Source organism: Pseudomonas sp. NFX183 (genome assembly GCF_047943075.1).
GTDB lineage: Bacteria > Pseudomonadota > Gammaproteobacteria > Pseudomonadales > Pseudomonadaceae > Aquipseudomonas.
On sequence record NZ_CP181333.1, the window covers coordinates 2721717 to 2735708 of the forward strand.

12 protein-coding genes are annotated in these 13992 nt (G+C 61.8%); 9 read left to right on the top strand and 3 right to left on the bottom strand.

The genetic code is table 11. The features are described 5' to 3' along the window. Positions 1-34: 34 nt before the first annotated feature. Together ACM530_RS12505 and ACM530_RS12510 are read right to left on the bottom strand one after the other, a co-directional pair. Entirely contained in the window at positions 35-799 is a 765-nt protein-coding gene (locus ACM530_RS12505; RefSeq protein WP_416364876.1) for a TOBE domain-containing protein, read from the bottom strand. A 57-nt stretch (positions 800-856) separates the two neighbouring features. Then, positions 857-1594, bottom strand: coding sequence for a ComF family protein (locus ACM530_RS12510; protein ID WP_416364877.1), 738 nt, complete (start codon positions 1592-1594; stop codon positions 857-859). A gap of 92 nt (positions 1595-1686) precedes the next feature. Between ACM530_RS12510 and bioB the strand changes: the two genes are divergently transcribed. The 7 genes from bioB (at position 1687) to ACM530_RS12545 (ending at position 8818) form a co-directional block, all read left to right on the top strand. Beyond that, entirely contained in the window at positions 1687-2742 is a 1056-nt protein-coding gene (gene bioB, locus ACM530_RS12515; protein WP_242200713.1) for a biotin synthase BioB, read from the top strand. Between the two features lie 157 nt (positions 2743-2899). Beyond that, positions 2900-4081, top strand: a complete 1182-nt coding sequence (gene bioF / locus ACM530_RS12520) for an 8-amino-7-oxononanoate synthase (protein ID WP_416364878.1) — start codon at positions 2900-2902, stop codon at positions 4079-4081. Then, a complete protein-coding gene (locus ACM530_RS12525; RefSeq protein ID WP_404485475.1) occupies positions 4074-4805 on the top strand; it encodes an alpha/beta fold hydrolase in 732 nt (243 codons plus the stop codon). The genes bioF and ACM530_RS12525 overlap by 8 nt, the downstream gene beginning before the upstream one ends. Beyond that, positions 4798-5610: a malonyl-ACP O-methyltransferase BioC gene (gene bioC, locus ACM530_RS12530; RefSeq protein ID WP_242200721.1), complete on the top strand. Its 813-nt coding sequence runs from the start codon at positions 4798-4800 to the stop codon at positions 5608-5610. Before ACM530_RS12525 ends, bioC begins: the two co-directional genes overlap by 8 nt. Continuing rightward, complete coding sequence (gene bioD, locus ACM530_RS12535) at positions 5607-6287, top strand: dethiobiotin synthase (protein WP_416364879.1); 681 nt, start codon at positions 5607-5609, stop codon at positions 6285-6287. Before bioC ends, bioD begins: the two co-directional genes overlap by 4 nt. A 106-nt stretch (positions 6288-6393) precedes the next feature. Then, positions 6394-6675, top strand: a complete 282-nt coding sequence (locus ACM530_RS12540; RefSeq protein WP_065871814.1) for a pyrroloquinoline quinone biosynthesis protein PqqE — start codon at positions 6394-6396, stop codon at positions 6673-6675. A 337-nt stretch (positions 6676-7012) separates the two neighbouring features. After that, positions 7013-8818, top strand: a complete 1806-nt coding sequence (locus tag ACM530_RS12545; RefSeq protein ID WP_145157486.1) for a phenylacyl-CoA dehydrogenase — start codon at positions 7013-7015, stop codon at positions 8816-8818. A 75-nt stretch (positions 8819-8893) separates the two neighbouring features. On the opposite strand, the gene ACM530_RS12550 is transcribed toward ACM530_RS12545, so the two are convergent. Then, a complete protein-coding gene (locus ACM530_RS12550) occupies positions 8894-10489 on the bottom strand; it encodes a hypothetical protein (protein ID WP_416364880.1) in 1596 nt (531 codons plus the stop codon). Between the two features lie 314 nt (positions 10490-10803). Here ACM530_RS12550 and ACM530_RS12555 point away from each other — a divergent pair, with 314 nt between their 5' ends. Both ACM530_RS12555 and ACM530_RS12560 read left to right on the top strand, forming a co-directional pair. Continuing rightward, the gene (locus tag ACM530_RS12555; protein WP_416364881.1) at positions 10804-12093 is read left to right on the top strand and encodes a diguanylate cyclase; all 1290 of its coding nucleotides are present in this window, start codon (positions 10804-10806) and stop codon (positions 12091-12093) included. A 90-nt stretch (positions 12094-12183) separates the two neighbouring features. After that, positions 12184-13953 (top strand): acyl-CoA dehydrogenase C-terminal domain-containing protein, encoded by a 1770-nt coding sequence (locus tag ACM530_RS12560; protein ID WP_416364882.1) that lies wholly within the window; start codon positions 12184-12186, stop codon positions 13951-13953. Positions 13954-13992: the final 39 nt, after the last annotated feature.

Genomic DNA, 13992 nt, shown 5'->3' on the forward strand with positions numbered 1-13992 from the left:
GACGAAATTGTTGCAGTTTGAAGTAGCCCTCGCGCTACACCGGCGTGCCGAGCAACACGTTGCTGGGCGAGAACTGCACCTGAATCGGCTGGCCCTCGGCGGCCTTCAGTGCCTTGAGCGCGGCGGGCTGCGCCAGGGCGCATAAAACCTGGCCGTTGGGCAGGGTGATGCGCACCTCGCTGGGGCCATCGTCGGCGTCGAGAATCGTCTCGATCATGCCGCTCATGCAATTGTGTCCAGGTGTTGCTGCCTGCTCCAGGCCGAGCAACTCCAGCCAGCCGGCCTTGATCAAGGCGACCACTTCCACGCCGGTCTCCAGTTCCAGGCGCTGCGTGCTGTCGTGGGTGATCTGCGCGCTCAGGCTCAAGTCGCCCGACAGTTGCAGGCGGATCATGTCATTGCGGCCATGGCTTTCAATCGCGATGACCCGGCCGTGCAATTGGTTGCGCGCGCTGGTGCGCAGCATCAGCCGGCCGAGCAGGTTGAAGTCGCTCGCGTCTTCATCCGAGCCCAGCACCTGGGCCTGCAACACCTGCAAACGCTGGTAAAGGCGCAGCACGCGCTCACCCTCGGCCGTCAGCCTGGCGCCGCCGCCGCCTTTGCCGCCGACGCTGCGTTCCACCAGCGGTTTTTGCGCCAGATTGTTCAGCTCGTCGATGGCATCCCAGGCGGCCTTGTAACTCAAACCGGCGCTTTTGGCCGCACGGGTGATCGAGCCTTGCTCGGCGATGTGCGCCAGCAAGGCGATGCGCTGGGGGCGGCGGATGATGTGTTGGCTGAGCGAGGTCGGCAGAGACATGTGGATACGCTTCTATAAGGTCAGCGGACGTTGCAGGCGTGGCGCACGCGAGTCAAGTCATGCCCCGGGTTTAGGTGTGCGTGCCAGGCAGTACACATCGACTTGCCGTGCGCCCGCGTCCATCAACAACCGCGCCAGGCTGTGGGCGGTGGCGCCGGTGGTCAGTACGTCGTCGACCAGCGCCAGGTGGCGGCCTTGCACCTGAGCGTCGGGAGCCAGTGCAAATGCGGCGAGCAGGTTGCGTTTGCGGGTTTTGGCGTCGAGGGCTTGTTGCGCGACGGTTTCATGGGGGCGTAACAACAGGTGGTCATTGTGTGGGATATCAAGCTGTTCACTCAGCCAGCGTGACAGCATCAGCGCCTGGTTGAAGCCGCGTTCGCGCAGGCGTTTACGCGCCAGGGGCACGGGCAGCAGGCAGTCGGGGCGCTCGAGTTCGGCGTTGTCAAAACGGTGTTGCAGGTGATGCCCCAGCAGGCGCGCGAGCAGGTGGCCGAGGGGCCAGCGTGACTGATGCTTGAAGCGGCTGATCAGGGTGTCGACCGGAAAGCTGAAAGACCACGGTGCGACGACGTGTTTAAACGCAGGCGGGTTTTTCAGGCATTGGCCGCAGATCAAACCACTGGTTGGCAGCGGCAAGGCGCACACCTCGCATTGCGCCAGCAACCATGGCAGCTCTGTTTCGCAGACGTTGCACACACAATCGGCCGATTCTGTGGCCTCATCGCAAATTAAACAGGTCTGGTTGTTTTTTAGCCAGATGTAAACCTCGAGTTTGTATCCTGGTTGACAGTGCATGAATCTTCCTTAAATATGCCGAGCATCCGTGTCGTGACTGTGGGTATTGCCCTTCCCGCAGCGAAAGCCCAAGCATAATCAAGGAATCGCCCATGAGCGCCAGCACCACTGCCACCCTGCGTCACGATTGGTCCTTAGCCGAAGTCAAAGCGCTGTTTGTGCAGCCTTTCAATGACCTGTTGTTCCAGGCGCAGACCGTGCACCGCGCGCATTTCGACGCCAACCGCGTGCAGGTGTCGACGTTGCTGTCGATCAAAACCGGCGCCTGCCCGGAAGATTGCAAATATTGTCCGCAGTCGGGCCACTACAACACTGGCCTGGAAAAAGAAAAGCTCATGGAAGTGCAGAAGGTCCTCGAAGAGGCCGCCCGCGCCAAGGCTATTGGTTCGACCCGCTTCTGCATGGGCGCCGCGTGGAAACACCCGTCGGCCAAAGACATGCCGTACGTGCTCGAAATGGTCAAAGGCGTGAAGGCCATGGGCCTGGAAACCTGCATGACGCTCGGCCGTCTCGACCAGGACCAGACCGAGGCCCTGGCCCAGGCCGGCCTCGACTACTACAACCACAACCTCGACACCTCGCCTGAGTTCTACGGTTCGATCATCACCACGCGCACTTACAGCGAACGCCTGCAAACCCTGGCCTATGTGCGCGATTCGGGCATGAAGATCTGCTCGGGTGGCATCCTCGGCATGGGCGAGTCGCTCGACGACCGCGCCAACTTGCTGATCCAGCTGGCCAACCTGCCGGAGCATCCGGAGTCGGTGCCGATCAACATGCTGGTGAAGGTGGCCGGTACGCCGCTGGAAAACGCCGATGACATCGACCCGTTCGACTTCATCCGCATGCTCGCCGTGGCGCGCATCCTGATGCCGCAGTCGCACGTGCGCCTGTCGGCCGGCCGCGAAGCCATGAACGAGCAGATGCAGGCCCTGGCATTCTTCGCCGGTGCCAACTCGATCTTCTACGGCGACAAACTGCTGACCACCGCCAACCCGCAGGCTGACAAGGACATGCAGCTGTTTGCGCGCCTGGGCATCCTGCCGGAAGCCCGTGAAGAGCATGCCGATGAAGTGCATCAGGCGGCGATCGAGCAGGCGCTGGTGGAGCACAAGAGCAGCGAGCAGTTCTATAACGCTGCGGTTTGACGCCGATCCCCCTATTTGGAATGCATTCCAAATGTGGGAGCGGGCTTGCTCGCGAATGCGGTGGATCAGTGAAAGATAGGTTGACTGACGCACCGCATTCGCGAGCAAGCCCGCTCCCACATTTTTGACCGAGTTGAACCGCTAATCCGAGGCCTGCATGTCTTTTGATCTCGCCGCGCGTCTCGCTGCCCGTCGTGCCGAACACCTTTACCGTCAACGCCCTTTGCTCCAGAGCCCGCAAGGCCCTGAAGTCGTGGTGGACGGCCAACCGTTGCTGGCGTTCTGCAACAACGATTACCTGGGCCTGGCCAATCACCCGCACGTGATCGAAGCCTGGCGCGCCGGTGCGTCCCGTTGGGGCGTGGGCGGTGGCGCGTCCCACTTGGTGGTTGGCCATGCCACGCCGCACCATGAACTGGAAGAAGCCCTGGCCGACCTGACCGGGAGCCCGCGCGCGTTGCTGTTCACCACCGGCTACATGGCCAACCTCGGCGCCGTCACGGCGCTGGTGGGGCAGGGCGACACGGTGCTGGAAGACCGGTTGAACCATGCCTCGTTGCTGGATGCCGGCTTGCTCAGCGGTGCGCGGTTCAACCGCTACTTGCACAACGACGCCGCCAGCCTGGCCAAGCGGTTGGAGAAGGCTACCGGCAACACGCTGGTGGTCACCGACGGCGTTTTCAGCATGGACGGCGATCTGGCCGACCTGCCCGCGCTGGCCCGTGAAACCAAGGCCAAAGGCGCCTGGTTGATGGTGGATGATGCCCACGGCTTCGGCCCGCTGGGTGCCACTGGCGGCGGGATCGTCGAGCATTTCGGCTTGAGTCAGGAGGATGTGCCGGTGCTGGTCGGCACGCTGGGCAAAGCCTTTGGCACCGCCGGAGCGTTTGTGGCGGGCAGCGAAGAGCTGATCGAAAGCCTGATCCAGTTCGCCCGGCCTTACATCTACACCACCAGCCAACCGCCGGCGTTGGCCTGCGCAACCTTGAAAAGCCTGGAGCTGCTGCGCACCGAGCATTGGCGACGCGAGCATCTCAATGGTCTGATCCGCCAGTTCCGCCGGGGCGCCGAACAGCTCGGCCTGGACCTGATGGACAGCTTCACGCCGATCCAGCCGATCCTGATTGGCGACAGTGCCCGCGCCGTGCGCCTGTCGCAGCTGTTGCGCGAGCGCGGCCTGATGGTCACCGCGATCCGCCCGCCCACCGTACCTGCCGGCGGTGCGCGTTTGCGCGTGACGTTGACGGCGGCCCACAGCGTGGCGCAGGTGCAGCTATTGTTAAACGCATTGGAAGAGTGTTTCCGCTTGTTAGGCGCCATGGAGCCCAACCATGCGTGATCGACTGATAGTGCTGCCCGGCTGGGGCCTTGGCGTATCGCCACTGGAGCCCCTGGCCGCAGCCTTGCGCGGCCTCGACGAACACCTGCAGGTGCAGATCGAGCCATTGCCGACGCTGCAATCGAGTGACTTGGGTGAATGGCTCGACGAACTCGACGCCACGCTGCCCGATAACGCCTGGCTGGGTGGTTGGTCCCTGGGCGGCATGCTCGCGTCGGAGCTGGCGGCGCGCCGCGGCGAACGTTGCTGCGGCTTGCTGACGTTGGCGAGCAACCCGTGTTTCGTCGCCCATGCCGGCTGGCCCAGCGCGATGCCGGCTGAGACGTTCGATGCGTTTCTCGCCGGCTGCCATGCCGACTCCCAGGTCACCCTCAAACGCTTCGGCCTGCTGTGTGCCAAGGGGGCGCAAGACCCGCGCGGGCTCTCGCGTTTGCTGGTCAGCGGCGCGCCGAATACGCCTTCCAGCGAATTGATGACCGGCCTTGAGTTGCTGGCTCAACTGGATACCCGCGAAGCCTTGCTCGGCTATCGCGGCCCACAGTTGCATCTGTTCGCCGGTTTGGATGGTCTGGTGCCCGCGCAGGCGGCTGGCGACTTGCTGGCGCTGCTCCCCGATGTAGAAATCGGCCTGATTGAACAGGCCGGTCACGCTTTTCTTCTGGAAGACCCTCACGGTGTAGCGGGGGCCATACAGGCTTTTTTGCACGAGTGCGTTGATGACTGATTTATCCCACCCAACACTGCCGGGCGCCTTGCCGGACAAGCGCCAGGTGGCGGCGTCTTTCTCCCGCGCCGCCGCCAGTTACGACAGCGTGGCCGCGTTGCAGCGCGCAGTGGGTTACGAGCTGTTGGCTCGCCTGCCGACGGGCGCCGCGCCGCAACGCTGGCTGGACCTGGGCTCGGGCACAGGTTTTTTCAGCCGCGTGCTGGGCGAGCGATTGCCCGCCAGCCAGGGCGTGGCGGTGGATATTGCCGAAGGCATGCTCAACCACGCGCGGCCATTGGGCGGCGCCGAGCACTTTATTGCCGGTGATGCTGAACGCCTGCCGTTGCAGGGCAACAGTTGCGGGCTGATCTTCTCCAGCCTGGCGGTGCAGTGGTGTGCAAATTTTGACGCCGTGCTCCGCGAGGCTTATCGCGTGCTGCAACCTGGCGGGGTGTTGGCGTTTGCCAGCTTGTGCGTGGGCACGCTGAGCGAGCTGCGCGAAAGCTGGCGGGCCGCGGATGGCCTGGTGCACGTCAATCGCTTCCGCACTTTTGAGGCTTATCAACAGCTGTGCGCCGCCAGCGGCTTGCGGGTGGTGAGCCTGGAGCGCCGGCCGCACGTGCTGCATTACCCGGATGTGCGCAGTCTGACCCACGAGCTCAAAGCATTGGGCGCGCATAACCTGAACCCGGGCCGCCCGGGAGGGTTGACGGGGCGCGCGAGGATTGTTGCACTGGTGGGCGCTTACGAGCAGTTCCGTCAGGCCCAAGGCCTGCCCGCCACCTACCAAGTGGTGTATGCCGTACTGGAGAAACCTCTATGAGCGCCGCTTACTTCATCACCGGCACCGACACCGATGTCGGCAAGACAACCATCGCCGCTGGCCTGCTGCACGCCGCAAGGCTTGCGGGTAAAAGCACCGCCGCTGGCAAACCCGTGGCTTCGGGCTGCCAGGTCACCCCCAAAGGATTACGCAATGCCGATGCCTTGGCGCTGTTGGCTGAGTGTTCGTTGCCGTTGAGCTATGCCGAGGTCAACCCGGTGGCGTTCGAGCCCGCGATTGCACCGCACCTGGCGGCGCGGGAGGCGGGCGTGGCGCTGACGGTGCAATCGCTGTTGAAACCGATGCAGCAGATTCTGGCGCGGCAGGCGGATTTCACCTTGATTGAAGGCGCGGGTGGCTGGCGGGTGCCCTTGGCCGATCAGGACAACCTGTGGGACCTGGCCAAGGCGCTCAAGCTGCCCGTGATCCTGGTAGTGGGCGTGCGTCTGGGCTGTATCAGCCATGCGTTGCTCACTGCGGAAGCCATAGCGCGAGACGGCTTGCCGTTGGCAGGCTGGGTGGCGAATATCATCGACCCCAAGACCTCTCGTCTGGAAGAGAACCTCGCCACCCTGGCTGAGCGGTTACCTGCGCCTTGCCTTGGGCGCGTGCCAAAACTCAAGCAGGCCAGCGCCGAAGCCGTCGCCGAATACCTGGAACTGGACCTGCTTGACTGATTTTGGCTATCGCTAAGGCATTATGCCATTAGTGTTTTTGACGGGCGTTTTGCCGGGATGTCTGCTTCAATTCAGGTTCACGATTCTCTAAAGGCAGGCTTACGCCATGGAAATCTCTGGAAGCAGCGCGTTTTATTCGGGGCTGAGCACGATTCAGGCCGGGCAGAACCGCGTCGACCAGGCCGCCGGCAAGATTGCCAGCGCCGCGACGACCCAGCCATCAGACGCACAAAGCGACCGTCTACAAGCCAACGACCGTGCCCAGCCATCCAACTCGGCGAGCAACATGGTTGAAATGGCCCAAGGCAAGTTTCAAGTGGAGCTGGGCGTCAAAGTCGCCAAGGCTTCGGATGAAATGCTGGGCACGCTGATCGATACCTACGCTTAACCCCTCTCTTTCCAGGTATGCCGGCTCTTGTGTGGGAGCTGGCTTGCCTGCGACAGCTTCTATTCGGTCCCCCTGGTACACCGCGGCGTCTGTATCGCAGGCAAGCCCGCTTCCACATTGGCCCCGCTTCGTCTGACTGAACTTTTACACCGCTCAATCATGTGGCGCCTTGCCGCAGGCCTTGCCGTGCCTGATGTTGATCCGCGTCATGACAAATGGCAGCGGGACGATGCTTGACAACCCCAGGTCGTAAACGTATGTTTCAAACACCTGTTTGACCGCCACGACGCATCCACGCGGTTGTTCATCCCAGATACATCAGCAGAGGTTTATCGCTATGCCTGACTACAAGGCCCCCTTGCGTGATATTCGCTTCGTTCGTGACGAACTGCTCGGTTATGAAGCGCACTATCAGAGCCTGCCGGCTTGCCAGGACGCTACCCCGGACATGGTTGACGCCATCCTCGAAGAAGGCGCCAAGTTCTGTGAGCAAGTGCTGGCACCGTTGAACCGCGTGGGCGACATCGAAGGCTGTACCTGGAGCGAGTCAGGCGTTAAGACCCCGACGGGTTTCAAAGAAGCCTACAAACAATTCGTTGAAGGCGGCTGGCCAAGCCTGGCCCACGACGTGGAGCACGGCGGCCAAGGCCTGCCGGAGTCCCTGGGCCTTGCAGTCAGCGAAATGGTTGGCACTGCCAACTGGTCGTGGGGCATGTACCCGGGCCTGTCGCACGGTGCGATGAACACCATCTCCGAGCACGGCACCCCAGAGCAGCAAAATGCCTACCTGACTAAACTGGTCTCGGGCGAGTGGACCGGCACCATGTGCCTGACCGAACCCCATTGCGGTACCGACCTGGGCATGTTGCGCACCAAGGCTGAGCCTCAGGCCGACGGTTCCTACAAAGTCTCCGGCACCAAGATCTTCATCTCGGCCGGTGAACACGACATGGCCGACAACATCGTCCACATCGTGCTGGCCCGCCTGCCGGACGCACCGGCTGGCACCAAAGGCATTTCGCTGTTTATCGTGCCCAAATTCCTGCCAAACGCAGACGGCTCGATTGGCCAGCGCAACGCGGTGTCCTGTGGTTCCCTGGAACACAAGATGGGTATCCACGGCAACGCCACCTGCGTGATGAACTTCGACGCGGCCACCGGTTTCCTGATCGGCCCGGCGAACAAAGGCCTGAACTGCATGTTCACCTTTATGAACACCGCACGCCTGGGCACTGCGCTGCAAGGCCTGTCCCACGCTGAAATCGGTTTCCAGGGTGGCCTGAAATACGCCCGCGATCGCCTGCAAATGCGTTCGCTGACCGGCCCGAAAGCACCGGACAAAGCCGCTGACCCGATCATCGTGCACCCTGACGTGCGCCGCATGCTGCTGACCATGAAAGCCTTCGCCGAAGGCAACCGTGCGATGGTGTACTTCACCGCCAAGCAAGTGGACATCGTCAAATACGGCACCGACGACGAAGCGAAGAAGCAGGCCGATGCCCTGCTGGCATTCATGACCCCGATCGCCAAGGCGTTCATGACCGAAGTCGGTTTTGAAGCCGCCAACCACGGCGTGCAAATCTACGGCGGCCACGGCTTCATTGCCGAGTGGGGCATGGAGCAGAACGTTCGCGACAGCCGCATTTCGATGCTGTACGAAGGCACCACCGGTATCCAGGCGCTGGACCTGCTCGGCCGTAAAGTGCTGATGACTCAAGGCGAAGCGCTCAAGGGCTTCACCAAGATCGTGCACAAGTTCTGCCAGGCCAACGAAGGAAACGAAGCGGTTAAAGAGTTCGTCGCACCGCTGGCTGCACTGAACAAGGAATGGGGCGAGTTGACCATGAAGGTCGGCATGGCCGCGATGAAAGACCGTGAAGAAGTCGGTGCCGCTTCGGTGGATTACCTGATGTACTCCGGTTATGCGTGCCTGGCTTACTTCTGGGCCGACATGGCGCGCCTGGCTGCCGAGAAACTGGCTGCCGGCACCAGCGAAGAGGCCTTCTACACCGCTAAGCTGCAGACTGCGCGCTTCTACTTCCAGCGCATTCTGCCGCGTACCCGCACCCACGTTGCAACCATGCTGTCGGGCGCCAACAACCTGATGGACATGAAGGAAGAGAACTTCGACCTGGGCTACTAAACCTCGGCGAGTTCATGAAAAAGCCGCCGCTCTTTCGGGAGCGGCGGCTTTTTTGTGGGGCCAGCAACGTGGCGCTTAAGGTGTCGGGATATAAGGCGCGCCGTCGCAGTAAGTGTTGCCCGGCAAAACGCCCCTGACTGGAATGTCCGTCGGTGGCGACTGAAGCAATTGCCCGGCGGCATTCTGCGTCGTGTAGCTGAGGTACATGACGCCCCTGCCGATCACCCGCATGGTGGCCGAATACTGCAGGTACACGGTTTGCCCGGTGGTGGAAGCCGCGGCAGCCCACACAATCGGGACAGTCAGTGGGGGCGTAATGGGGTTCGAACCGTCATCCTGACGGCTCATTACGCACGTCAATGTCCCCGCCGTGTTGGCACGCAGGAGCGCAGAGGGCGGGATAAATACACCGATAGATCGGTTTAAAAAGGTCAGGCTCGAAGGCTGCGGCGAGGCGCAAGTGAGATTGCCGCCGATAAGGTTGAGCACCTGCGGCTGCGCCAGCGTCATCAACGGCGAGAAGTTCAAGATGAGATTTCTGGTAGGTCCCTCCACGAAGGTGGTCCCCCTGGTGATGCGGAATTTTATCTGGGCGGGCGTGTTGTTGCTGGCGGCGCCCGGAAGGATGGCCAGTAATTGCGCCGTCGTGATCACAAGGCGCAGCGGCAGTGGTTGGCCCACGTAAACCACAGGCGGCGCCAAGACGGTATTCGTGCCCACCACAACGGCCACAGCGTCGTTGATCTGCAAATTGGTGACACTGTCCAGCCAAACCTCCATCCCGCCTAGCCCGCTCAGGTCGATATCGGCCTGTGTCACCGTGTTGTCGGGCGCAATCGCCTGTGTCACGCGCGGAGCGGCAATGTTTGAAGGGGTCAATTGCAGCGCGACCCTGAGTTCCAGAATCAACGAATCACGAGAGCGGTTGCCTAGCCGGTCCAGGAAGCGGTAGGTCAGTTGCATGAGGCCGTTGCCGCGCTCGCGAATCACGGAGGCCGGTACTGAAATCAGGCGCGGGGCCGGATAGTCGGGCAAGGTAACAGGGCCCGGAGGTGCGAAAGGAAACTGCATGTGCCGGTCGGTAATGCCGTAGTAGGGAATGACCCTCAGCGCAACCTGGGTGTTGATCTCTGTGTGCTCGGGAATCCGGAACACGACCGGGTCATTGCTGGCCAGATACTCATCGGTAATCGTCGCAGTTGCCAGGTTCAATGGCAGCAGCGGGGCTGGCGGTGTGATGGTCAGGTAACCAAAAGGTGGCGTTTTATGCACCCGCAGCGGGGTGCTGGCGCTGGCGCGCAGAACGTTGTCACCGGCTTCCAGAATGTAGGTCAGCAGATAATCGCCTTCACTGCCCACGAAGCGGCGCGGCACTGGCATTTCAATGTCTGCTGTGGGGTAAGACGGCAACTGGAGGTAAGCGATGACTTGGTGTTCATTCGGCGGGGGCAGCTCGGCATACACCCGGATAATGGGCTGGGCCCCGGCAGGCCCCGGTTGCGGCAACGCTGGAATCCGGATTCGCAGGTCACGTTCAGCCGCCGTCAGAGGCACCATGCCGCCGGTTCCGGGCAGAGCATCCACCACGATCAAGGGCGGCAGCGAGGGTATGGCGTTACGAATCAGGAACTGAGAGCTGGTGCTCACCAGTTCGGATACCAAGGTTTCCATGAGGGTCACTCCCATCGTGTTTAAGGGACACTCCCTGTCCCGAATACTCGCTGGGCGGTATTGAGTGGTACCCGCAAGTAAACATGCCAATCCTGTCGGCGACTACTGTCATAACTGACAGTACGGGATGGCCTGCGCATTGCATCCGCCTGTTTTTTGCGCAATGACCTATAAAAAAACGCAGCGTGGCGCTCAGGGATTAGGCCGAGCGGCCGTTAAAGTGATGGCAATGTGATACGCATCACATTGAATGTGCTTAACTGTGATCAGTGAAGGCACTGTGCCATCTTTTTGAGTGGGTCGGAGCTTTACCCTTGTCACGCGCGTCCGCTGTACGTTTCAGTCATTTCCTACCTTCACTGCTGTTACTGCTGGCGGGGCTATCGGCTGCGTACGTGAAGGACCTCAATGTGTTCTTCACCTCGCTGTTCAACGTGCTGCCGACCTTGGTGCTGCTGCTCGGCGGTTCGTATTGCGCGGTGTATCGGCGCCAGCGTGAACTGTTCCTGATGATCACGGTGTACGTCGTTTATTTCCTGCTGGACACCCAGACCGACTACTACCGCGACAATGGCCGAGTCCGGGAAGACGCGGCGGTGGTGTTCCATCTGTGCTGCCTGTTGCTGCCGCTGCTGTTCAGCATCTACGCGCTGTGGCAGGAAAAAACCCACCTGTTTCGCGACTTCGTGGCCCGTTGCGCCGTGCTCTTCGCCGTCGGCAGCGTGGCGCTGGCGCTTGAGCAAAGCTTCCCGCAAGCGCTGTTGAGCTGGCTGGCAGAGATTCGCTGGCCGGCTTTGCACGGCAGCTGGATGAGCCTGATCCAGCTGTCGTACCAGATGTTCCTGATTGGATTTGTCACCCTGGCGGCGCAGTACTGGTATCAGCCGCGCCCGTTGCATGCCGCGCAACTGGTTGGCTTGCTCGGGTTGTTCTGGATGTTGCCGCAGACCTTCATCCTGCCGTTCACCCTGAACATCATGTGCAGCCAGGTGATGCTGATGATCGCCGCGGGCGTGGCACATGAGGCGTATCAAATGGCCTTCCGTGACGAGCTGACCGGCTTGCCGGGCCGCCGCGCGCTCAACGAACGCATGCAGCGCCTTGGGCGCAACTACGTGCTGGCGATGAGTGACGTCGATCACTTCAAGCGTTTCAACGACACCCACGGCCATGATGTCGGCGACCAGGTATTGCGCCTGGTCGCCAGCAAGCTCTCCAAGGTCAATGGCGGCGGGCGTGCCTACCGTTACGGCGGCGAGGAGTTTGCGGTGGTCTTCGCCGGCAAGACGCTGGATGAGTGCATGCCGTACCTCGAAGAAATTCGCGAGATCATCGCCCACTACGACATCAAGCTGCGCAACCCCGACCGCCCTCATGACGACCAGCAGGGCCGCCAACGCCGCGCGGGCAGCGGCGCGTCGAGCGTGTCGGTAACCGTCAGCATCGGTGTGGCCGAACGCCAGGCGGAACAGCGCACCCCGGAAGAAGTGCTCAAATCCGCCGACCAGGCGCTTTATGCCGCCAAGGGCGCCGGACGTAACTGTGTGGTCGCGGCCGGGCAAACCCGGCGAGGCGCGGTGCGTATGGCGAGTGCTGCCGGTTGAGTGATGGCGGTGTATTCAGCGGTTCTACAGTGATTGTTTGCGGCGGTGGCCGGCAGTAGGTTGAAACCATCTGCTGCCGGAGACATCGCCATGCCTGAGTACAAAGCTCCCCTGCGCGACATGCGCTTTCTGATCGACAACGTGTTTGATTTTCACGGCCACTACGCGGCCCTCGGCGCCACAGACGCCAGCCCGGATATGGTCAGTGCGATCCTCGAAGAAGGCGCCAAATTCTGCGAAAACGTGCTCGCGCCGCTTAATCGCAGCGGCGATGAGGAAGGCTGCCATTTCGACAACGGCGTGGTCACCACGCCCAAGGGCTTCAAGCAAGCTTTCGCCCAGTACGTGGAAGGCGGCTGGCATGGCGTGGCAGCGGACCCAGCCTACGGTGGGCAAGGCCTGCCGCACTCGTTGGGGCTGGTGTTGAGCGAAATGATCGGTTCCAGCAACACGTCCTGGGGCATGTACCCGGGGCTGACCCATGGCGCCATGTCGGCGATCCACGCCCACGGCACCGAGGAGCAGAAAGACACCTACCTGACCAAACTCACCGCCGGCGAATGGACCGGCACCATGTGCCTGACCGAAGCCCACTGCGGCACCGACCTGGGGCTGATCAAGACCCGTGCCGTGCCCCAGGCCGACGGCAGTTACGCGGTCACCGGCAGCAAGATCTTCATCTCGGCCGGCGAGCATGACCTGAGTGCGAACATCATCCACTTGGTGCTGGCCAAACTGCCGGATGCGCCGGCGGGCACCAAAGGTATCTCGCTGTTTATCGTGCCCAAGTTCCATGCCGATTCGGGTGAGCGCAACGCGGTGCACTGCGGCTCCATCGAGCACAAGATGGGCATCAAGGCCTCGGCCACGTGCGTGCTCAATTTCGACGGTGCCAAGGGGTTCCTGATTGGCGAGGCGAATAAAGGCCTCAACTGCATGTTCACCATGATGAACCACGCACGGCTGGGGACCGGCATGCAGGGCCTGTGCAATGGCGAGGCGAGCTTCCAGGGCGCAATCAAATACGCCAACGACCGCCTGCAAATGCGCTCGCTGACCGGCGCCAAGGCCCCGGGAAAAGCCGCCGACCCCATCATCGTGCACGCTGATGTACGCCGCATGCTGCTGACCATGAAAGCCTTCAACGAAGGCAACCGCGCGCTGACGTATTTCACCGCGCAATTGCTCGACACCGCGCACCTGAGCAACGACGCGGGTCAGCGCCAGGAGGCTGAAGACCTGTTGGCGTTCCTCACGCCGATCTGCAAAGCCTTTATGACCGACACGGGCCTGGAGGTGACCAACCACGGCATGCAGGTATTCGGAGGCCACGGCTATATTCGCGAATGGGGCATGGAACAGCTGGCACGCGATGCGCGGATCGCGCCGATCTATGAAGGCACCAATGGCATCCAGGCGCTCGACCTGCTGGGGCGCAAGGTGCTCGGTAGCCAGGGCAAGCTGCTGCGTGGTTTTACCAAAATCGTGCATAAATTCTGCGCGGCAAATGCCGAACACCCGCAGCTCAAGGCCCACGTGGCGCAACTCGATCAACTGAACCAGCAATGGGGCGAGCTGACAATGAAGGTCGGCATGGCCGCCATGAAAAACCCGGATGAAGTGGGCGCCGCGGCGGTGGATTACTTGATGTACAGCGGTTACATCATCCTCGCCTACCTGTGGTTGCGTATGGCGATAGCGGCTCAGGCACACGACGACGCCGAGTTTGCCCAGGCAAAGCTTTCGACCTGCGACTTCTACTTCAAGCGCTTGCTGCCGCGTACGGCCACGCACCGGGCCGCGGTGGAGGCGGGCAGCGAGTGCCTGATGAGCTTGCCTGCTGAGTTGTTTGCCCTGTAGGCGGCTGATGCTTCTGCGGGTAACTGTGTGCGGGCTTGT